The 19,684-nt window shown below is 41.4% G+C and carries 25 protein-coding genes and 1 pseudogene; 6 read left to right on the top strand and 20 right to left on the bottom strand.

The window, feature by feature from the left end; all coding sequences use genetic code 11:
- Positions 1-84 precede the first annotated feature (84 nt).
- From ACFVAD_RS19440 to ACFVAD_RS19415, 6 genes are all read right to left on the bottom strand, one after another.
- Positions 85-621, bottom strand: coding sequence for an NAD(P)H-dependent oxidoreductase (locus tag ACFVAD_RS19440; RefSeq protein ID WP_386643963.1), 537 nt, complete (start codon positions 619-621; stop codon positions 85-87).
- Between the two features lie 172 nt (positions 622-793).
- A complete protein-coding gene (locus ACFVAD_RS19435; protein ID WP_386643960.1) occupies positions 794-1,630 on the bottom strand; it encodes a phytanoyl-CoA dioxygenase family protein in 837 nt (278 codons plus the stop codon).
- Between the two features lie 152 nt (positions 1,631-1,782).
- Positions 1,783-1,947 carry a hypothetical protein gene (locus ACFVAD_RS19430; protein WP_386643957.1) on the bottom strand — a complete coding sequence of 55 codons (165 nt, stop codon included), beginning with the start codon at positions 1,945-1,947 and terminating at the stop codon, positions 1,783-1,785.
- 33 nt (positions 1,948-1,980) lie between these two features.
- Entirely contained in the window at positions 1,981-3,036 is a 1,056-nt protein-coding gene (locus tag ACFVAD_RS19425) for an LLM class flavin-dependent oxidoreductase (RefSeq protein WP_386643954.1), read from the bottom strand.
- Between the two features lie 29 nt (positions 3,037-3,065).
- Positions 3,066-3,245 (bottom strand): antitoxin VbhA family protein, encoded by a 180-nt coding sequence (locus ACFVAD_RS19420; protein WP_386643951.1) that lies wholly within the window; start codon positions 3,243-3,245, stop codon positions 3,066-3,068.
- On the bottom strand, positions 3,232-3,711 hold the full coding sequence (locus ACFVAD_RS19415; RefSeq protein ID WP_386643948.1) for a YkvA family protein: 480 nt from the start codon (positions 3,709-3,711) through the stop codon (positions 3,232-3,234). The genes ACFVAD_RS19420 and ACFVAD_RS19415 overlap by 14 nt, the downstream gene beginning before the upstream one ends.
- A gap of 138 nt (positions 3,712-3,849) precedes the next feature.
- Between ACFVAD_RS19415 and ACFVAD_RS19410 the strand changes: the two genes are divergently transcribed.
- The gene (locus ACFVAD_RS19410; protein ID WP_386643945.1) at positions 3,850-4,314 is read left to right on the top strand and encodes a hypothetical protein; all 465 of its coding nucleotides are present in this window, start codon (positions 3,850-3,852) and stop codon (positions 4,312-4,314) included.
- 24 nt (positions 4,315-4,338) lie between these two features.
- Here ACFVAD_RS19410 and ACFVAD_RS19405 read toward each other — a convergent pair whose 3' ends face one another.
- From ACFVAD_RS19405 to ACFVAD_RS19385, 5 genes are all read right to left on the bottom strand, one after another.
- Complete coding sequence (locus ACFVAD_RS19405; protein WP_386643942.1) at positions 4,339-5,106, bottom strand: hypothetical protein; 768 nt, start codon at positions 5,104-5,106, stop codon at positions 4,339-4,341.
- Positions 5,093-5,620 (bottom strand): RNA polymerase sigma factor, encoded by a 528-nt coding sequence (locus ACFVAD_RS19400; protein WP_386643939.1) that lies wholly within the window; start codon positions 5,618-5,620, stop codon positions 5,093-5,095. The genes ACFVAD_RS19405 and ACFVAD_RS19400 overlap by 14 nt, the downstream gene beginning before the upstream one ends.
- Positions 5,621-5,811: 191 nt before the next feature.
- A complete protein-coding gene (locus ACFVAD_RS19395; RefSeq protein ID WP_386643936.1) occupies positions 5,812-7,836 on the bottom strand; it encodes a prolyl oligopeptidase family serine peptidase in 2,025 nt (674 codons plus the stop codon).
- A gap of 246 nt (positions 7,837-8,082) precedes the next feature.
- Positions 8,083-8,886 (bottom strand): signal peptidase I, encoded by an 804-nt coding sequence (lepB, locus tag ACFVAD_RS19390; RefSeq protein ID WP_386643933.1) that lies wholly within the window; start codon positions 8,884-8,886, stop codon positions 8,083-8,085.
- Position 8,887: 1 nt separating this feature from the next.
- Complete coding sequence (locus ACFVAD_RS19385; RefSeq protein WP_386643930.1) at positions 8,888-9,394, bottom strand: RNA polymerase sigma factor; 507 nt, start codon at positions 9,392-9,394, stop codon at positions 8,888-8,890.
- A 169-nt stretch (positions 9,395-9,563) separates the two neighbouring features.
- Between ACFVAD_RS19385 and ACFVAD_RS19380 the strand changes: the two genes are divergently transcribed.
- The 3 genes from ACFVAD_RS19380 to ACFVAD_RS19370 all read left to right on the top strand — a co-directional run bounded on the left by ACFVAD_RS19380 (position 9,564) and on the right by ACFVAD_RS19370 (position 11,558).
- Positions 9,564-10,550 carry a glutathione S-transferase family protein gene (locus ACFVAD_RS19380; RefSeq protein ID WP_386643927.1) on the top strand — a complete coding sequence of 329 codons (987 nt, stop codon included), beginning with the start codon at positions 9,564-9,566 and terminating at the stop codon, positions 10,548-10,550.
- A 13-nt stretch (positions 10,551-10,563) separates the two neighbouring features.
- Positions 10,564-11,064 (top strand): GNAT family N-acetyltransferase, encoded by a 501-nt coding sequence (locus tag ACFVAD_RS19375; RefSeq protein WP_386643924.1) that lies wholly within the window; start codon positions 10,564-10,566, stop codon positions 11,062-11,064.
- Between the two features lie 122 nt (positions 11,065-11,186).
- Positions 11,187-11,558: a VOC family protein gene (locus tag ACFVAD_RS19370; protein ID WP_386643921.1), complete on the top strand. Its 372-nt coding sequence runs from the start codon at positions 11,187-11,189 to the stop codon at positions 11,556-11,558.
- 77 nt (positions 11,559-11,635) lie between these two features.
- On the opposite strand, the gene ACFVAD_RS19365 is transcribed toward ACFVAD_RS19370, so the two are convergent.
- The 3 genes from ACFVAD_RS19365 to ACFVAD_RS19355 all read right to left on the bottom strand — a co-directional run bounded on the left by ACFVAD_RS19365 (position 11,636) and on the right by ACFVAD_RS19355 (position 14,683).
- Positions 11,636-12,832, bottom strand: coding sequence for an SLC45 family MFS transporter (locus ACFVAD_RS19365; protein WP_386643918.1), 1,197 nt, complete (start codon positions 12,830-12,832; stop codon positions 11,636-11,638).
- 272 nt (positions 12,833-13,104) lie between these two features.
- Positions 13,105-13,983, bottom strand: coding sequence for a proline iminopeptidase-family hydrolase (locus tag ACFVAD_RS19360; protein ID WP_386643915.1), 879 nt, complete (start codon positions 13,981-13,983; stop codon positions 13,105-13,107).
- A 169-nt stretch (positions 13,984-14,152) separates the two neighbouring features.
- Positions 14,153-14,683 (bottom strand): YehS family protein, encoded by a 531-nt coding sequence (locus ACFVAD_RS19355; protein WP_386643911.1) that lies wholly within the window; start codon positions 14,681-14,683, stop codon positions 14,153-14,155.
- A gap of 184 nt (positions 14,684-14,867) precedes the next feature.
- Between ACFVAD_RS19355 and ACFVAD_RS19350 the strand changes: the two genes are divergently transcribed.
- Together ACFVAD_RS19350 and ACFVAD_RS19345 are read left to right on the top strand one after the other, a co-directional pair.
- A complete protein-coding gene (locus ACFVAD_RS19350) occupies positions 14,868-15,218 on the top strand; it encodes an ASCH domain-containing protein (protein ID WP_386643908.1) in 351 nt (116 codons plus the stop codon).
- 11 nt (positions 15,219-15,229) lie between these two features.
- Positions 15,230-15,670 (top strand): hypothetical protein, encoded by a 441-nt coding sequence (locus tag ACFVAD_RS19345; protein WP_386643905.1) that lies wholly within the window; start codon positions 15,230-15,232, stop codon positions 15,668-15,670.
- A 50-nt stretch (positions 15,671-15,720) separates the two neighbouring features.
- On the opposite strand, the gene ACFVAD_RS19340 is transcribed toward ACFVAD_RS19345, so the two are convergent.
- The 6 genes and pseudogenes from ACFVAD_RS19340 to ACFVAD_RS19315 all read right to left on the bottom strand — a co-directional run.
- Entirely contained in the window at positions 15,721-16,176 is a 456-nt protein-coding gene (locus ACFVAD_RS19340; protein WP_386643902.1) for a YbaN family protein, read from the bottom strand.
- Between the two features lie 32 nt (positions 16,177-16,208).
- A complete protein-coding gene (locus ACFVAD_RS19335; protein ID WP_386643899.1) occupies positions 16,209-16,571 on the bottom strand; it encodes a hypothetical protein in 363 nt (120 codons plus the stop codon).
- A gap of 20 nt (positions 16,572-16,591) precedes the next feature.
- Positions 16,592-17,062: a UPF0158 family protein gene (locus tag ACFVAD_RS19330; protein ID WP_386643896.1), complete on the bottom strand. Its 471-nt coding sequence runs from the start codon at positions 17,060-17,062 to the stop codon at positions 16,592-16,594.
- 35 nt (positions 17,063-17,097) lie between these two features.
- The gene (locus ACFVAD_RS19325) at positions 17,098-18,573 is read right to left on the bottom strand and encodes an SEC-C metal-binding domain-containing protein (RefSeq protein ID WP_386643893.1); all 1,476 of its coding nucleotides are present in this window, start codon (positions 18,571-18,573) and stop codon (positions 17,098-17,100) included.
- A gap of 94 nt (positions 18,574-18,667) precedes the next feature.
- Complete coding sequence (locus ACFVAD_RS19320) at positions 18,668-19,375, bottom strand: YwaF family protein (protein WP_386643890.1); 708 nt, start codon at positions 19,373-19,375, stop codon at positions 18,668-18,670.
- Between the two features lie 157 nt (positions 19,376-19,532).
- Positions 19,533-19,652: pseudogene (locus ACFVAD_RS19315) on the bottom strand (SUMF1/EgtB/PvdO family nonheme iron enzyme); the annotation flags it as partial.
- Positions 19,653-19,684 lie beyond the last annotated feature (32 nt).

Genomic DNA, 19,684 nt, shown 5'->3' with positions numbered 1-19,684 from the left:
TCAAAGCAACGCAGGAGTACCTTTTTTGATTTTTGTATTTTTTACATACCAGCAATTACAATTTCATGATTCACCTTTTTTCCTCTATTTAAGTCTATTAAATGTAGTAGCTGTGACATGTTCAACGAGGAATTCTGCACTTTCCGAAATTTCCTTTTCACTTATATGAGGTGCACTGTAAAGTATAAAAGGTTGCAGATATTTCATTTCTGTAAGCAATACTGTTTCCGAAAGCGGCAAAAGGAACTGTTCCATCGTATGTTTACTGGTACCTTCAGGACGATAGGATTCCTCCGGTTTTCCTGCCGATATCAAAAGCCCATATTCCTTACCCTTCAGTTTGTTTCCTGTCCCATAAGCAAAACCATAGGTGTAGACTTCATCCTGCCATTTTTTAAGCAGAGAAGGTGTACTGAACCAGTAAAAGGGAAACTGGAATAGGATTCGATCGTGCTTAAGCAGCAGACTCTGCTCCCTTTCCACATCGATTTCCCCTGTAGGATATTCGCTGTATATGTCATGTACTGTTACCATACCTTCCTGCTCCAGCCTTTCTTTCCACACCCGATTCACCTTTGAGTCTTCCAGATTGGGATGAGCTACAATTATTAGTACTTTCATAGATGTTCAACTCTCCTAATTTCTTTTGTTTTTTTAAAAATGAGAATACAGATGTCCCTGCTTGCATGAAATACTTCTGACTGAAGAAATAAAATATGGCTTTAAGTGTTTCTGAGGAAATATGGAAAAGCCCGAAACGTTTCAGCGTTTCGGGCTTTTATTCATTTCTATTTTACCATTCCCAAGGCATCTTCACTTTGTTGCCAATCTTCTCCATGCGATATAGCTCTTTCGCCTTTTCAGAAAGCTTATCATATGTCTCTTGCGGGATATCGATGGATGAGCCCGCTCCATACCAGCTTCTGTTGAAGATCATCGCAAGGTTCGTTCTGCGATAATCCGATCTGTTCGGCGTACCGCGGTGCCACATGCGGATATCGCGGATCACAATGGAACCTGCTTTCATGTATACCTTTTCGGAATACATGTGTTCAGCAGCACGGACGATATGCATATGCGGATTCACCGAATTGTCCAGCGTATCGTGATTTGCACGGTCAGGATTCTGATGTGTACCTCCTGGCCATACCTCAAGGGGTCCGTTCTCTTCCGTCACATCCACTAATGGAATATTCAACACAAGACTGAATACCGGCAACGGAATCGCCAATTCAGGGAAAAGCGGCATGATATCGCAATGTGCATTCTGGTAGTCTGAACCAGGCATCGGCGTATCGGATGCAAAGTAGTTACAATGATTCCATTTTCCAAGCAACTCATCAATGACCGCAGTCGCTATCGGATGGCAGATTACATCCTCGTCAATGAATGGCTCCATGAAAGGAAGGAACATCTGCGCACGATTCGTCCCTGTATTATATCCCTTGCGCTCGATGAACTCATCGAACAAAGGATCGAAATGGTTACGGATATTTGTAATCTTTTCTTCTGGAATCACACTATCAAACACTATATATCCATTTGCCTTGACCTGCTCCACGGCAATTGCCAATGTTTCCGGATCTAATTTTCTGTTTGCCTTTTCCTGCTCTGTTAATTGAATGATCATTGTATTCCCTCCCCTTAATTAAACCGCTTACAATTCATTCGAAACGTTTCGATATCAGATAAAAAGAAACACTACAGGCTATCGATCAGACATGTAGTGTTCTTTTATATATACAACATACAGAAAAGTGAAATTGGTAGTCAAGAAGTTTTTTAGTTTATGAACCACTTGATAATATATTGCAAAAGTAAAATGATAAAAACCGTAATTCCAACATCCACACAGACTCCCCAAAATGATTTGGAGTAATTCTTATCAAAAAAGACTCTAAGCAGATAAAATATGGAAATCGTACCAATGATACCAATTACTTCCACGTTAATCCTCCTAACTGAGATTAGAGATTAAGTTTATTCTCCACCCTCAGCTTCCCATTTCCCCACTTCCTCCCGGACAATAGGGGCTACCTCTTTCCCAAAAAGCTCAATAGCCTTCATCACTTCATCATGAGGCATCGTGCCAACCGGGATATGTACCATGAAACGAGTGATGCCGACGTTCTTGCGGAGGTGGATGATTTTTTCAGCAACAGTCTCCGGATCTCCTACATAAAGGGCACCGTCAAAGCTCCTGGCCGCATCAAATGTTGCACGTTCATATCTTCCCCATCCGCGTTCCCGGCCGAGTTTATTCATCACATATTGTGTGGACGGGAAAAATTTATCCGCAGCCACTTCTGATGTTTCTGCAATAAAGCCATGGGAATGTGATGCTACCGGAAGCTTGGAAACATCATGACCCGCCCGGCTCGCAGCCCGCTTATAAAGCTTGACAAGCGGTTTGAAGTGTTCAGGGCTGCCCCCTATGATGGCGAGCACCAGCGGCAAACCGAGCATCCCGGCACGTACAACCGATTCGGCATTTCCACCACTGCCAATCCAAACCGGCAACGGATCCTGTACTGGGCGTGGATACACCCCAAGATTATGTATAGCTGGTCGATGACCACCTCTCCACGTGACTTTTTCGGATTCACGGATTTTCAGCAACAGCTCCAGATTTTCTTCAAACAATTCATCGTAATCTTTTAAATCAAATCCAAACAGTGGGAAGGATTCGATAAAAGAGCCTCTGCCTGCCATAATTTCCGCCCTGCCATTTGATATGGCATCAAGCGTCGCAAAGTCCTGGAACACTCGTACCGGATCTGCTGAAGAAAGAACCGTCACTGCACTCGTCAGACGGATTCGTTTCGTCTGTGACGCAGCTGCTGCAAGAAGCATTGCCGGAGATGAAGCAGCGAAATCCTCCCGATGATGCTCGCCCACTCCAAAAACATCCAATCCTACCTGATCTGCAAGAACAATCTCCTCCACCACCTCACGGATCCGCTTGGCGTGGCTGATTACCTCTCCCGTAATGGGATCTGGTGTTGTTTCGACGAAAGTACTAATTCCTAGTTCCATAATAATTCCCCCTTGGTGATAGCGTAGTGCTATCTCTTTTTCGCTTGTTCCAGCACTTTTTTCAAAAACTTTTCTTCCGTTATTTCACCTTTCAGTTTAGCCCTCACCAGTTCCATATGTTCTTGGGTTATGGTAAAACCGGAAAGTTCCATGGATGCTTTTGCATTATGTATGGCTTTTTCATAGCTTTCTTCATTATGTTGACTCATTATCTTCACCTTCTGCCGGGGTATTCACATCATGCTCCTGCTTCCACTCCACGAACTTATCGATGTCCTTCTTCACCTTCCGATAGGTAAGAGCAATTACCGCTGCATCATCGGTAAATCCGAGTGCCACCATCGCATCGGGTATGGTATCGAGCGGCATCACAAAGTAAAGGATGGCGCCGATAATCATCAAGAGGGAGCCATAGGGGATATTCCTGTAGTCACCTTTTATATACGCCTTCACAAGCTCAAACATCGTTTTCAGGCTTTCCCATGTTTCTTGGACAAAGCCTTTGTCTACTTCTTTTTTCTTTGCTTTATTTTCCGCTCTTCTTAGCAGATTTTTAAGTTTGTTCATATCTTTGAGATATTCAGCCGCTTTGTTTTTCGTTTGTCCGTTTATCTCTTCCATATCAATGATCTCAGTTTTCTGTTGTCCCGATAGGTATTTCTTTTTCCAGAACATTCTTCTCACTCCTGTCAGTTCAGGTCCACTTGCTTCTACAATAGCAGAAATCTTCCTTATTTTGTATTAGATTGCTTGTTCGATGCGAGAAAGTAACGAAATCCCTCTTCTCCCATAGGATACATGGAGGTGATTATCGTGAAAAACTGGTTAATTGCAGTGATTCTCACTTACCTATTCCTCCTGTTCTTCGGGAGTTTCATCGCAGTCGGGTTTCTATGGACAGGGCAACTCGTAAAAGCCTTACCGGAAGTCGCAGGAATGGAGCAGCTTCTCTATTATTTCTTTGCAGGCGCGATCGGTGGTTCGCTTAGGCATCTCTATATGTTCTGCACCCACTATATGAAGGATGAACTTCAAAACCCCAGAGAATGGATCATGTATATCTTCTACCCGCTCTTTGCGACAGGTACAGCGGTGATTGCAGTGACCCTGATTGAAAGCGGCATCCTATTCATCGAATTCACCAACCATAATAAGGACCATCCCTATGCAGAAATCAGCATCGCCTTTTTCATCGGCTTCGGCTTCAACCGATTCCTGGCAAAACTGAATAAGGTCTCGGAGAATATGTTTGATACAAACAAAAATAACGCTAAATAAAGCCAAGGGGTCTGGCCCCTTGGCTCAATCGTTTACCTGTTTCAGGAATGATGTAACAAATGCTCTTGCTTCAGTCGGAGTTTCTGGTCCGGTCACTTTATGGGAAAAGGAATATGTTAGGTGATTAAGTAAAAAGCTATATTTGATATATCTATCAGTATCCATTTCAATTTCCTTATAATAGATTCTTGTTCCTTCAATACTCTCTATCTCCTCGCCGGAAATAGCATTTACATTGGAAATATCGACTCTTATTTCAGAATGGACATCTTTAAATGGATTGATAACAGGTTTGCCGTAAACAAAGTCGCCCATTTCCCTCAGTTTTTCAAGATCCTTATTATCCAAAGTATTGCTTTCAGCCTTGTATATAATTGTTGCTCCTAATGGTCTATCTCTTTCATATGTTCCCCCACCTATAGATGAGCCGGAATATGGAACCCATACCATTTGCGCATGATACTTAGGATGATTCGGTATAATAACCTCTTTGTTGAACGTGTCAGATAACTGCTTCTCCACCCCTTCATACGCAGTTGGGCTTGCTTGTTGAACAGAATCCTCCTGGAGAATCTGATTCGCTACAAAATAACCTCCAACCAAGAGAAATGCGGCTGCTAGAACGGCGGAAACGACAGGATTGAAAACATCCCTGAACAATCTTTTCTTCTTTGGTAATTCCACACTATTCATCAGCCTGGAATAAACCTCCCTTTTATCCGCTTCCTTCATTTCCATAGACTCATAGCTTCTAAACTCCCGATAAAATACACTTTCCTCAGTATGTTTCATGCTTGTAGCCCTCCTTTATCATTTGTTTCTTTAATGCCTCCAATCCCCTGAATAAAGTTACTTTCACCTTGTTTTCGGTCCAGTCTAGTACCTCTGCCGTTTCTTTGATGGTCAATTCTTTTATTTTTCGTAAAATGATGACCTCCCGATAGGAACGCTTGATTGCTTGGAGGGCACGATAAAGCTCTTCCTCCTGCTCTCCCAATTGGGCAACTTTTTCCGGCAAGGGATCATGGGAAGCAAGGGATGCGAAGGAATCCAACAAATACCTTAACGGCTTTCTTTTTCTCATATCATCGATGGTGACATTTCTGGCAATGCGATATAGCCAATTTTTATCGCTCGTCTCCCCTTTAAATGAAGACAGGCTATGATAGGCTTTCAGAAACGTGTCATGGGTCAGGTCCTTTGCCCGTTCCTGATCTCCTGCCATCATCAAAATATAACGAAAAATATCGTCACTATATAGCTGGTACCATTCTTTCAATTTCTCTTTTGCCTTTTCTTCCTGCACGTTGTACGTTCACCTCTCTTTACCGAAAGAACCTGATGAATAATTACTTGCCTTAAAGACGGCTGACTCTATTAAAAGTTACACTATTCCAAAAGAAAAATGTGTATATCTAATAAAATGGTACATACATAAAAAAACAGGCACCATTCTTTTAAATAAGAATGGCACCCGATTTCTGTTAAGTATCTTTCTTATTCTTTTAACTCTTTCTCCAAAAACGCATAAAAGTCCACCCATTCATCGATCTGCTTCGATGTTGGTTTTCCAAGTCCGTGACCCGCTTTCTTTTCGAGGCGAAGGATGACGGTCGTGGATGGATCCGCTTTTTCATTCAGTATCGCAGTAAATTTTTTTGCGTGTGCCGGTACCACCCTGTTATCGCTGTCTGCCGTCGCTATTAAAATCGGTGGATACTTTACACCCTCCCGGACATTATGAAGCGGTGAATAGGCATACATGAATGGGAAATGTTCAGGATTCTCGGCGTTTCCATATTCAGGTATCCAGTACTTCCCGATGGTAAACTTATGATATCGCAGCATATCGATAACCGGAACTCTGCAGATCACTGCCCCGAATAAATCCGGACGCTGCACCATGCAAGCGGCAACGAGCAGTCCGCCATTGGAACCTCCCATGATAGATAGCTTCTCAGTGGAGGTATACTTGTTCTCGATCAGCCATTCCCCTGCTGCAATGAAATCATCAAATACGTTCTGCTTGTTTTCAAGCATCCCTGCTTTATGCCACTCCTCCCCATATTCCATGCCACCACGCAGATTCGCGACCGCATACACACCGCCCTTTTCCAGCCAGCGAAGGATTGCCGGATTGAAGGAAGGCGTCAAGCTCACATTGAATCCTCCGTAGCCATACAGAATGACTGGATTTTGACCATCCAATTCCAACCCCTTTTTGTGGACGAGAAACATCGGGATTTTCGTGTCATCCTTGGATGGATAGAATACCTGGGTCGTTTCATAATCCATCCGTTCAAAAGGAATGCTGGATTCCGACACCAATGTCAATTCATTCATTGAAAAATCATAATGATAAACAGTGGTAGGATTAGTGAAAGATGTGATGCCAAAATACATCTCGGTGCTCCCACTGTTCACCGTCAAATCCGTTAATGATCCGATGAAAGGAAGCTCGATTTCCTGCTCAAACCTGCCTTCTTTATCATAAATATGGATAGTATGGTGTGCATCCTGCGACAGGACCATTACAAATTTTCCATCGACAAATTTGATGTACTCCATCACCGCTGCCTGTTCAGAAATGATTTCCTTCCAGTTTTCCCTCTCAGGACTCAATAAATCTATTGCGATTACACGCATTTTTGGTGCATGAAGGTCCGTTTTGAAGTAAAAGACCGTTCCTTCATTCGTGATAAAAGAATATTCGGCATCCTGCTGATCCAATAGCTTAGTAAAGCTCTCATCCTTTTCGATATCCTTATAATAGAAACGATTTTCAGATGCGGTGCCGAAATTCACATGCAAGCAAAGATATTGCTTGTCCTCAGATAAGATTGGAGTAAACATCAATTCCTTCTCTTCTGGCTGTTCGTGCAATAGGATATCTTCACTTTGATCTGTACCGAGCTGATGGTAGAACACTTTATGATGTGTACCTTCCTCTTCGTCTGCAATCGTGCCGGGCTTCGGGAACCTACTGTAATAAAAGCCTTTTCCATCCGGTGACCAGACAACCGCCGTGAATTTCACCCATTGTATGACATCGACCAAGTCTTCACAGGTCGTAACATCCCGGACTTTAACCTCCTGCCAATCGCTGCCGTTAGCTGCTGTAGAATAGGCAACATACCGCCCTTCCCTACCTACCGAAAAATCCGTCATCGCAACCGTCCCGTCATCTGAAAGGCTATTCGGATCAAGGATGACTTTCTCCACTCCGTCTTGCTTCATATAAAGGACAGCCTGATTCTGCAGCCCATCATTTTTTTGATAAAATAATTTGTCCTTCACCTTTTTCGGCACAAAATGTTTTGGAAAATTCCAAAGCTCCGTCAAACGTTGCTTATCGTTGGACTTTGACTCTATTTCAGCAAAATAAGCCATACATTCCTTTTCTCTATCTTCCACCCATGCCAATGTTGCCTCCGAACTGCTATCCTCCAGCCAACGATAAGGATCCGCAACCTTCGTCCCGTGAAAATCCTCTATAATGTCACTCTTATTTACAGTAATCATATTCCACACTCCTTCCAATCTGTTCCATTACCATTTCGATATACGAAATATGAATTCCTGCAATAAGATAAAAAAACAATGGTATAGGTTCATTGGTTCTCTCATACAAGGTTTTTTGATTCCCTCTAGCATCGCTTTTTACTGCCTCCTGGTATTATTCGGTGCTTTAGATTCCCTCACCTATTAATCTATGACTGCCTAAAATATCAATCAATAACCAACCGGGTGGCTAGCCCCTGGCTCGCTTCATCTATATCCCTCCACTATCCCAATAACATTTTCTACCGGAACGGGCCCGTATGTCCTGCTGTCCACGCTTCGCCACCATAAGTCTCCCATGACAAAGTAATGGCCTTTTGGAATCTTCATTTTTGCAAAATTGTAGTCCTCCACTTGGTCCCTGTTGCGAATGTTGTCGGCTCCATCTCCATAGAAGGTTTCAAGCATCCTATCATCTATGAAAATTTGCCCGTTAATTATTTCTATGGTTTCTCCAGGCATGGCAATGATTCGGGCGATTCTATTATTATCTGAGTGTATATCCTGGAATGTGTTTCCCGGCTCAACATAATAAACAACTTCCCCTCTGCGAAGATTTTCCCCGTTACCATTTTGTGAAATGACCAGTGACCTGAGCAGATAATTATAAGGGTTATCGCCACGTTCCATATTATCCGACTTATAATCCACCACACTCATGCCTTCCTCAAGTTCCACTTTTTCCAGATTCTGCAAAGTCAAGGGGTCAGTGATAGCATGGTCTGCCTCTTTTTCTTTTAATGTTTCATTTAGACTTTTCCATAAGTCAGTGGCAAGACGTTTCCCGTTGTCCGTATTAAATAACATGAACAGAAGCATTGTTGAAGTCACTACAATCACACCGTACTTCCACATCCGCACTCGGCTCCTGCTTTTTTCGGTTTTCTGAAATTGTTGCTCATATTGTGTGATAGATTGTAAGTGAAACTCTTTTCTGTCAGGATTGATTTCCATTTTTGGCATTCTATTTAACTTCTTCAGATATTCCTGGTCTTTGAGGTTGTTTCTCATCCTAATCCCCCCTTTCTTTGTCTTGGTGGATTTCCTTTAATGCATGAATGGCTCTATGACATGTTAGACTCACTTTCGATTCGCTCCAGTTCAATATTTCTGCAGTTTCAGATACAGTAAAATCCTTTATCCCCCGCAGAATGAGAACTTCCCGATAGCTTGCTTTCAACTTCCTTAATGAATCATAGAGATCTTTTATCTCCTCTGAAGCATTTAGTATTTCTTCGGGAGTCTTTTCGCTCGATTTCACGGTATGAAGAAATTCGAACTGCAGCCATTTGAACCTCTTTTTCCTGACACGATCCATTGCTGCATGTCGAGCGATACTATATAACCACGTTTTTGGTGAGGAAATTCCCCTAAAGGTGTGGAAGCTCTGTATAGCACGTATAAACACTTCCTGTACCAAATCCTCCACATCCTTATTTCCTGTATAATATATTAGATATTGATAAATTCCATCTGCATATTCCCTATACCAATTCTGTATCTGTTCGTTCCGCTCCATCCTGCACCCCCTCTTTTCACTGTACATAAACATAGTCGAATCAAACAGGAAAATCTTTCACAATTATGAAATAAAATCAAACCTCGCTTAAAATTGACTGAAAAATAAAAATAGTAATAAAATACCTTAAAGGCTACTTTTAACCATCACTACAAGGAGATGATGATACTTGGTACAAAATAAAGCACAGGAGATTTCCACAGACGGTTCTTTCAAAAGGCAGACAAATCGATTTACTACTCCATTTGGAAACAATCCGGGTGAACTGCCGGTTGAGGCGCACCGTTATCGCCTCCTCTGGACACCGGCTTGTCCTTGGGCCCATCGGACAGTCATTGTAAGGAATCTGCTTGGCCTGGATAAGGTAATCAGCTTAGGAACAGCGAGCCCTCTCCGTCCCAAGACTGCGCAAGTAGATTGGGAGTTTTCCCTGGATGAAGCAGGCGTCGACCCTGTGTTGGGAATCAGATACATGAGTGAAATCTATAAAAAGACTGATCAGGAATACAGCGGTAGGCCTACGGTTCCGGTGATGGTCGATCTTAAGAGCATGCAGGTGGCAAACAACGACTACTTTAAGCTGACCAACTACCTGGAGACCGCTTGGAGCCCGTTTCATAAAGAACAGGCACCGAATTTGTACCCTGAACATATACAGACGGACATCGATGCGTGGAACGAGGTCATATTCAATGATATCAATAACGGGGTATATAAATGCGGCTTTGCCCTGTCCCAAGAGGTATACGAAGAAGCCTATGACCGATTGTTTACAAGATTGGATGAGTTGGAGGATCGCCTCTCCACACAACGCTTCCTGTTCGGCGATTACATCACCGATACAGATGTTCGGCTCTATTCCACCTTGGTACGGTTCGATGTGGCCTATTACTCCGCATTCAACACAAACAGAAATCTAATAAAAGAGTTTCCTAATCTTTGGGGATATGTACGTGATCTATATCAGACGCCATGCTTTGGCGATACAACAGACTTTGATGCCATCAAAAAGCACTACCATGTATCCATCACGATTTTCGTAGATAAAGAGGATATGAAAATCCTGCCGAAGGGACCAGATTTATCCGGATGGAATATGCCACACCATCGTGAGCGACTGAGCAAGAAGTCTGATAAATTTCTATATGTTTTCTAAAGGAGTGGGTGAAATGATTCTGAGAGACGCCATGCCAAACGAAATTCCTTCCATTCGCCAACAGCGGGTAGAGGCTTACCAAGAATATGCTCCCATACTTCCCGAAGCACATTGGGAGGCATTAAAGAAATCCATCCTGTCAGAAGCCGATCTGCAGACAGGGGTGGAGATCATCGTAGCCGAGTCTGACGGAAAAATTCTTGGGAGTGTCGTGTTATTCCCACCAAAAATAAAAGCATATGAGGGTTTCGGGGACGTGCTTGAGCATTCCGAGATCCGGATGTTGGCAGTGGTGCCCTCTTCCAGGGGGAAAGGTGTTGCTTCCGCCCTGGTAAAAGAATGCATCATCAGGACCAAAAACAAAGGCTACCCTGCCATTGGCCTTCACACCGGTGAATTCATGGAAGGCGCCATTCAATTGTATACCCAGTTCGGATTTCTCCATACTCCCGATCACGACTTTGAACCTGCAAATGACGGGATTATTGTAAAAGCATTCAGATTGAACCTGTAAATTTCCAATGAAGTAGGTTCAATAACAATGGTGAATATTGTCTATTCTTAACTGCACCTATATACTGAAAATACCACATGATTTTCCCCTACATAACAATTCTTTTTAAAGGAGATGGAAAAATGAAACTTGGAGCTTTTTCTATAAGTTTAACTGTAAAGGATCTTCAAATCTCTAAAACATTCTATGAAAAGCTTGGATTTCAGTCATTAGGCGGTGATATTTCCCACAATTACCTTATTATGAAGAATGAAAATTGTATTATCGGGTTGTTTCAGGGAATGTTTGAAAAAAACATTTTGACTTTTAATCCAGGATGGAATGAAAATGCGGAGAATCTAGAATCATTTACGGATGTACGAGAGCTTCAAAGGGAGCTGAAAGAAAAAGGAATAACCGTGCAGACTGAAGCAGATGAAGCAACTGAAGGACCAGCTTATTTTACATTGGAAGATCCAGATGGCAATCAAATTCTTGTAGATCAGCATAGATGATTAAATCTATCATACATTCTCAATAAACAACAAAAGTATCAGGATAATTCAATACGAATTAATCTGATACTTTTGTTTCATAATTGCCCCAAATCCTCTTTTCCTATATCCAGACTCCCCTCCCTATGCTTCACTTTAAGCATACAAACTAACGCAGCAAGCATACTTACGGCCGCTGCAAAAAAGAGGATGCCAAATCCGAATATGTCGATCAGCAGGCCCAAAGTCGGTGGAGAGATGATGGCGGCTAACGAAGAAACGAGATAGTATAAGCCTGTGCGGGCACCATAGCTTTCTTTACCTCCTGTAGAAATGATAAATGGGTAAGCATTAATATTGATACACGCCCAGAACATCCCTCCAACCAGAAGCAGAGATCGCAAAAAGAAAACGGAATCCGCCCAATTCAGCAGGAGAAACACGATTGTTAAACCGATTATACCAATCACAATCATTTTTTTCTTGCCGTATTTTGCTCCTAGCAACCCACAGGGAATCGCGGAGGCGACAAAGGTTAATGAAAAGAAGGCTAAAGAAAACGCGGATGCACTTTTGGATAACCCAAGTTCATTTACCCCGTACAAGGTGAACAATGCCTCCATTCCCTGTATCGAAATGAACCAGAAAAAAATGGCTGCCAACAAGAAAAGTGTTTGACTACTTAGTTCCTTTTTGTAATTAAACTTATGCGCAGTCGTTACGGTATAGGAAATGGCATCCCTATTTTCTTTAATGTTTTTATAGACGATCCATAGCGCAAATAGGAAAAGTGCTGAAACCAATAAAAAAGGGAAGGATTCATCAAGATGAAACAAAAAGGATCCTGCACTGAATGCCAAAATCGCCCCGCATCCACCCATGAAATTGATGATACCATTTGCTTTCGTGCGCATGGGTTCCGGGGTAATGTCCGGCATAAAAGCAATGGTCGGTGAACGGAAAATGGCCATTGATAAATTCATACAGACCATAAAAACAATCAAGGTTAGTAGGCTGGTGTGAAAGGGTATGAGAGCAAAAAATAAAGCGGCCATTGGTATCCCGATAAGCAAATAAGGCATCCGTCGACCATAGCGCGTATTTGTTCGATCACTCTTTTGTCCGATATATGGCTGCAAAAAAAGTGCGATATAATTATCTATCGTCATCAGGAATCCGATCAACGCCGTACTGGCGATATAATTGTCCAAAAAGAATGGAACAAATCCGTTATACAGTGACCAGCCAATGCTGATGCTAAAGAACCCAAATCCCAACAGCCATGTTTTTTTCATTATCGTTCCCCTTGTTGTCAATTTACTTTATGAAAAGACATTAAAACGTTGAAAACAATTATGTAAATGTAAGAACATCGCTCAATTGCGATATATTTAGTGCTACTATCCTATGCACTTCTTCTCTCTCGTTTGCTTGTACGATTGATATCCTTTCAAATATTGTAAATAGGGGTCTGGCCCCTTATTTCGAGTTTCTAAGGAAATAAAAAAACCACCCTATTTTTTGTAGCATTAGGGTGGTTTGCAAACTTTATATTCAAATCTATCAATTACTTTTTATCATCGACTTCCTTCAAAAAACTCCCGATGACGCGCACATACTCTTCTGGTTCTTCCAGATACGGCATATGTGCGCTTTGCTCAAACACGTGAAATTTCCCCTCCAGTGTTAATGAGCTGAAGTACTCAGTTGAGGCAGGAGTCGCTTCATCGTAACGACCACAAGTGTAGAGGGTTGGAACATGAATGTCTTTTAATTCTGATGTACAGTCAAAATCTTTCAGGTTGCCAGTGACATGAAACTCCGAAGGACCCCACATAATATTGTACACTTCCGGATTTTTATAATGAGCTCCCTTTTTAAGAAACTCTGGAAACGGGTCAAGTCTGCAAACGAAATGCTTATTAAATATAGTGGTTGCGTCCTTGTACTCCTTAGAGTCGGTTGTTCCATTTGCCTCACAAGTTTTTAGCGTCTGTTGAACATCAAGAGGCAAAAGCTTCCGATTTCTTTCCTGATCCTCCGCCCACAACGGAGCGCTAAGGCAAGGACTTGAAAAGATGATGCTTTTCACGCCTTCCGGTTTTGATAAATAATAGGCTGCAGCGAGCGTTGTGCCCCACGAGTGACCAAGTATGTGGAACTCATCCAGAGAAAGAGCCTCTTTTATTTGTCCCAACTCCTCCACAAACCGATCAAGATTCCATAAAAAAGTGTCATTTGGACGATCAGAATTGCCACATCCCAATTGATCATAAAAAATAACAGGACGATCCTCTGCCAGAACTCGCAACCCTTGCAAGGAATAATGGGAAGACCCAGGTCCCCCGTGCAAAACAATAACAGGTGTCCTATCCGTCATCGCATCATGTCTCTGATACCACACCTTGCCACCTGTTACTTCAATAAATCCTTCAGTCATAGGCATACAAAAATCTCCCCTTGCAAATATGTACTTTCTATTATTATCTTGTAAAACGAGTGAAATTGGAAGCTTGAACAAAAAGTCGAACCAACCATGAATTCTAAATAAAAAATACCCTATAAATAGACAATGTCTACTATATAAGGTACATTTCATCAATCATCTGTTCAGATTAATCCCTATATCTATAAGCCAATCCCTTCAAGAAGTTTCTGGCATAACGATCTCCACATGGTTTATAGTTCTTGTGGCCTTCCTTTCTTAAGAGAGCACCCAATTCACCTTTTGTAATATTGACTCCTGCGTCTTGCAAAATTTCGATCATATCCTCCGTTGTTAACGCTAGGGCAATTTTTACTTTCTTCAGCATCACGTTATTCACACTACCGTGATTCTTGATGGACATATCCGGTTTATCAGGATGGCCTGGCTTTGGATCTTGTCTTCCTCTTTTAATGATGATAAGGCCATTCAAGAAGGATTCCAGCGTGAAATTATCCACTTCCACATTCTCTTCCTCTTCGCTTTCATCTGTATCATTGTCATCTTCATAATAGCTGTCCTTGGTTTTTACCAGCATCTTCAACACTTCTTCTTTTGTTGTTTTAATGCCTCCAAGATTGAATATCTCTACCATTTCCGTATTTTTTATGTCCAGCGCATATCTTAATCTGATTAAGATATCGTTATTATTCATATTCATCCTACATCCTCCTAGAATATTCTCGAATGTTAAACATAGTATGACCAGGATTTGCCAATACTATTGTTGCTCCAATACGGTTCATTAAATGTAAAGTTTAACACTTTAATGATTGGTTTTATAGTTCTACCTGAAAAAAGTATGATAAAGTATGAGAGATACATAAGTTGAAGGGAGTTTTTTTGTGACTAACAATGAAGCAAACAATACGCTGCCACCAAAAACCTGTACCATCGATCGGCTCGTTACCATGCCGGATGATGTAAAAAAAGTTTTGGAAGGCAAGAAAACCGCAACACGCCGCAATGGAAGATATGCCGATGTAGGTGAGATCATGGAAATGGAAGGGAAAAAATACATCGTGAACAGCGTGTATTCCCAGTCACTCGGGGAATTGACGGATGAACATGCCCGTCATGAGGGTTATGAGACTGTTGAACAATATAAAGAGTCCATTTTATCCTATCACCCAGGCATGCCATGGCTTCCACACATGAGAGTATGGGTGCATGAGTTCAGTCCAGCTAACGAATAGTCGGTGCAAGGATGGATATCACATACAGAATCATTATTTACATACATGTACTCAGTGCGATAGCCTCAATCGGACCCTTCTTCGTACTTTTACCGATAGCTAACAAGCTGAGAGTGGCAAAAGACCAGGCACTGATTAGCTATTTGGAGACATTCCGTTTTGTCGTCCGCCTCTCGAAGCACACCGGCCATGTACTGGTCGGGTCGGGGATACTTCTTGTCGTGCTGGGTCCCTGGACCTGGCGTACACCATGGATCATCATGACACTGATCATCATGTTCTGCTCTCTGTTCTTTTTGGCCAGGGCATTCTCACCGAAGCTTCGGAAGTTTGAGGAGGGAGGTCATGATAAGGCTGAGCTTGCTGCTAAACTGAAGCGGACCGTTTGGATCTATCTCATTCTGTTATTAGCGATGCTTTGGTTCATGGTCGTCAAACCGCCATTATGGTAATGGAAAAAGGTTCAGTCCTTACGTCTTTGACGTTTGGACTGAACCTCTTTCTATGTAAATTTAGGATTTTTCTTTACTGTCTTTATTTTGAAAATGAAATAATAGTATTTATAAATGACAATCAGAATGAACATGATTTTAATCAGGATGCTATCCAAAATGAAAAATGGAAAAGCGATGGTAAAATCAGCGAATAACAGGATCGTGATTTTCTGCTTCAACGTCATACTTCTTTCTCTTACAAAGCTTTCTAAATGCTTCTTATATATCCATGTACCTTTAAACCAAACCTCAAATTTTTTCGAGCCCCTCACAAAGAAAAAGGAAGCCAACAATAAAAGTGGCGTCGTCGGTACAACAGGCAGGATGATACCTATGATTCCTATTCCCATACATATAAAACCTGCAACGATATACAAACTACTGATAATTCTTTTGATAAGGACCATCCCTTTCTCCGATTGGGGACAGGTCCGTTGTCCCGCTGCAAATTGATGTTCAGGCAAAAGGGTATTTTCACTCTTATCCCTCTTATACTTTACTCACTTTTTCTGACATAATGGGTTGCATAAGCAGCTTCCACATGCTTATTGCCCGATTTACTAAATCGAAGCAGCTTCTTGTTCCCTTTACCCCATGAATTATACACTGTAAAGGAAGGCTTCCACCCCATCTGCAAACAATGGGAACGATATTCCTTTATCATAAAATTAAGCTGACCCAGATTCCCTCTGACTACTCTTTCTAAATAGGTAATTCTTCTTTTTCTCCAGTTCTGGTAATCATCTTGTGATAATTTCTCTAAAGAAAGTAACACCTCTATAAAACTAACGTATCCATTTCGCTTTACGATTCCATTTATTTGTTGCTTCATCTTTTTTGATAGTTCCAAACGATTCACATTTATTCACATCCATTTTTTCATTCAGAATAGTCAATGCCATTCATCTGACACCACTTCTTTGCAATTTTCTTTAAGCGGTTTTTCTTAAATTTGTACCACTCCTCGTCTATCTCTAACTCCAGGATTTTGTCTTTAAATCTTCTAAACGCTCCTCTTCCTTCAATGGCACGGGAAAGTGTGTTACTTATTTTTTGTGGTTCTATGTTTAGTGAAAATTCCTCCATTATATCATATTCATTTATATCAAACCGGGATGGTATCTGTACATAATTCATCTCATTCTCTAAAATATCAATACCTTGTCTAATCATATCTTGTTCCCAATCTGGATGATTCTCCAAAATTATTTCATCTTCTTCTACCAAACGCAAAATATCGCCGGAAATTGAAAAGAATTCCCCTGTTTGCTTATTGACAACCGTGAAGTAATTTTCTATTTGACAATCCATTTCATCCACAAGTAATTTGAGACTTATAGGTTTTCCCATATTCATACCTCCATTTACTTTACCCATATGTTGAACTATTTGACATATGGCTTTGCACCTCGAGGAAATACTTCATCTATTCGAAGCAATTCCCACATATTAATCCGTCCTTTTGTAATTCCCCCTGAAAAAATAAGGCCCTCTTCCGCATATTCCATTTCAATATCGGATCCAGAAATGGTGTATTCATCGTTCTTCGACCCTTTCGTATTTTTATTAGAAGTTGGAGAACTTTTCAAGCGAACAACACGGAAACTTTGCTTGTTTCGTTTCAATATCTCAAATACGCCTTCTATCACTTCACCATCTTTAACTATTTCACCCCTTAAGAGTTTCAGCATCTCATGGGTTTGCGTTCCCAAATATCCATGCCGATTAGGAAAGAATGAATTTTGGAATTGTACTGCATGGATAAGCTGTCTTTCTTCCTCTTTCAAAAAGTCGGCTAACCCAGGCCAATCCGTAGCTTTGCCTTTTCGATTCTTCCATTGCAGATATGCTTTTAAGGTACTGATGAGATCGGTGATTTGTGTTTTGGTCATTGTCTTAAACATATCATAGTATTCCTTCGTCAAAAGCCTTTTCCACATTTTTTCATCTATATTAGAAAGATCAATTACGCCATTCCTTTTCAAAAGTTCATTGAAGTCTTGTAAACTTTCTCTATACTTTCTTACTGTATTCCCCTTTTTCCCCGTCGTTTTTTCTTTGTAAAATGCGAGGAAATCCATTGCATAAACGGGTAGATGCTCCAATCCAAGCTCCATAAGCAGAGGAACATCCTCTTCACTATATCGCGTTTGATTATCTTCACTCAACATCTCGGCCAATACTTCTGGGATATATTCCATCATTACTTCTTCATAAGACAAACCCGTTTCCCTCATAAGCGATTCTATTTTCCTTTTCGCTCTTTGCAACCCGTTCGGTTGCACAAATACCCGGACGCCATTGAAATAATATTGTTGATTATTTTTTTCTAGCAGTCCAATAGTGCCTTCATGCCGGCGGATTGTATCTGGTACATTCTCTTTTATATTTGCAAACGAATATGTTTCTTTCGTTATCATATCTTCAAAGTGAATGATTTCCTCTGTGAAATCAACCGCATGAATCAGACGGAATTTTAGGTTGGTCCAAGTCTTGGCATATGCCCTTAAGTCCGAATCTAAGCGAATCCCAGCCTCCTTGAAAAACCAATCGATTCCACGAAGGTTATTTTTGTACCGATGCATAAAAACGGCATAAAACTGGAACATCATTGTATGCATATTTTCACTAACATGAAGCCCTGTCCTAATTTCGAAATCACTCTTCAAGCTTTCAAAATCGCGTTGAGACAATTTTCCCCATACAAAATCCAACATCATTGAAGTCAGCAAATGCTTTCGCTCATAGAAACGCGCCACTTGCACTTTATTTATATGTACCACACGCTCTCTCACCAAACAGCACTTCTTATATTTCTTCCCACTGCCACATGGACAGACCTGATTTCGATTTGTCACCATAAAACAACTCTCCCTTTAAAAAAACCCTAACTCTATTTTAAATTAGGCAGAGCTAGGATGCAAAGCATTGGGGACAGGTCCCTTGTCCCCATGCCTACGCTCTCACCTTATCCCTCTTCAATAACATCCCCATCGGAATATAGGTGATCCAAAAGACAAACAGTGCCGCCAGTTCTAGATTGATATAGTACCAGATTCCGGATCCGAAGAAGGAAAGGATGGTTTTGGTTTCGGTCGGGTTTGCCAGGTAGAAGAAGTTGGTGTCCAATAGAATATTGATGAAAAATATTGGTGCAGCGATGACGTTTGCGAAAAGAAAGCTCGTAAGGATGGCTTTCCTTGGAACCCGATACCCCTCGTAAAATATGAAGTAAAGGACTGCCCAGGCAATGGCTGCGTGATGAAGGAAATATTTCAAGAAGCGGTAATGAGGAAAACTATAGTGCATTTCAGGTGTGACCATGCTCAGGATTGGTGGAATGAAGCCAATAAAGAAAAGCAGATGGAACAGTTTGTTATTGGACTTCAAAAATAGAAACATGGCAATGAACGTACTGAAGGAACAAAGCTGGATCGGGAGGTCTTCCACTCCCCACTGGTTGGTAGCGACGACCCAAATCTGATGGGAAATCTCACTGATTAATAAAATACTGAATAAAGTCCATTTGATCGCTTGCTTGTAGGGCTTCAAACCTTTTCTGAAAAATACCAACAGAAAACAGATTGCCAAAAACACTAAAAACGTCGCGATATGCTCGACAGAAAACAGCTCAAATTCGCGCATTTCCGTGACCGAAAACATGCTAGCACCCCTCACCCATTTTGAATTAAGTGGTTGTTATGGATAGTGTATTCGCATAGTGCAACGATTAAGTCTGTCCGTGCCATAATACAATATAATAAAAGACCGTCTGCGTGTTAACATGCAAACGGTCTTTAATAGATGGTCCGAAGGGAAACTATTGAACATCCACTACACATCGAAACCCGATATTCCCCGTCGAGCTGTCCGGTGTATTTCCAGTTCTTGCTGCCACTCTATAAGGGTTGCAATAGGACTTGTGGCAAAGGTAGGAGCCACAGATCTCGATCAATCCGCATTTTTGCTTCC

Source organism: Sutcliffiella sp. NPDC057660 (genome assembly GCF_042800035.1).
Taxonomy (GTDB): domain Bacteria; phylum Bacillota; class Bacilli; order Bacillales; family Bacillaceae_I; genus Sutcliffiella_A.
The sequence above is the reverse complement of the archived record's forward strand: the minus strand, read 5'-3'. Positions and strand labels throughout refer to the sequence as shown.

Coding starts and splice junctions, on each gene's coding strand:
- ACFVAD_RS19370 (WP_386643921.1), top strand. CDS start 11,187: ATGAAACTTGGAGCTTTTTCTATAAGTTTAACTGTAAAGGATCTTCAA.
- ACFVAD_RS19325 (WP_386643893.1), bottom strand. CDS start 18,573: ATGGTGACAAATCGAAATCAGGTCTGTCCATGTGGCAGTGGGAAGAAA.
- lepB (WP_386643933.1), bottom strand. CDS start 8,886: ATGAGAAACAACCTCAAAGACCAGGAATATCTGAAGAAGTTAAATAGA.
- ACFVAD_RS19415 (WP_386643948.1), bottom strand. CDS start 3,711: ATGTTCTGGAAAAAGAAATACCTATCGGGACAACAGAAAACTGAGATC.
- ACFVAD_RS19330 (WP_386643896.1), bottom strand. CDS start 17,062: ATGGGAAAACCTATAAGTCTCAAATTACTTGTGGATGAAATGGATTGT.
- ACFVAD_RS19420 (WP_386643951.1), bottom strand. CDS start 3,245: ATGAGTCAACATAATGAAGAAAGCTATGAAAAAGCCATACATAATGCA.
- ACFVAD_RS19385 (WP_386643930.1), bottom strand. CDS start 9,394: ATGGAGCGGAACGAACAGATACAGAATTGGTATAGGGAATATGCAGAT.
- ACFVAD_RS19355 (WP_386643911.1), bottom strand. CDS start 14,683: ATGAATATGAATAATAACGATATCTTAATCAGATTAAGATATGCGCTG.
- ACFVAD_RS19405 (WP_386643942.1), bottom strand. CDS start 5,106: ATGAAACATACTGAGGAAAGTGTATTTTATCGGGAGTTTAGAAGCTAT.
- ACFVAD_RS19320 (WP_386643890.1), bottom strand. CDS start 19,375: ATGTTTTCGGTCACGGAAATGCGCGAATTTGAGCTGTTTTCTGTCGAG.
- ACFVAD_RS19395 (WP_386643936.1), bottom strand. CDS start 7,836: ATGATTACTGTAAATAAGAGTGACATTATAGAGGATTTTCACGGGACG.
- ACFVAD_RS19345 (WP_386643905.1), top strand. CDS start 15,230: ATGGATATCACATACAGAATCATTATTTACATACATGTACTCAGTGCG.
- ACFVAD_RS19360 (WP_386643915.1), bottom strand. CDS start 13,983: ATGCCTATGACTGAAGGATTTATTGAAGTAACAGGTGGCAAGGTGTGG.
- ACFVAD_RS19365 (WP_386643918.1), bottom strand. CDS start 12,832: ATGAAAAAAACATGGCTGTTGGGATTTGGGTTCTTTAGCATCAGCATT.
- ACFVAD_RS19440 (WP_386643963.1), bottom strand. CDS start 621: ATGAAAGTACTAATAATTGTAGCTCATCCCAATCTGGAAGACTCAAAG.
- ACFVAD_RS19375 (WP_386643924.1), top strand. CDS start 10,564: ATGATTCTGAGAGACGCCATGCCAAACGAAATTCCTTCCATTCGCCAA.
- ACFVAD_RS19425 (WP_386643954.1), bottom strand. CDS start 3,036: ATGGAACTAGGAATTAGTACTTTCGTCGAAACAACACCAGATCCCATT.
- ACFVAD_RS19435 (WP_386643960.1), bottom strand. CDS start 1,630: ATGATCATTCAATTAACAGAGCAGGAAAAGGCAAACAGAAAATTAGAT.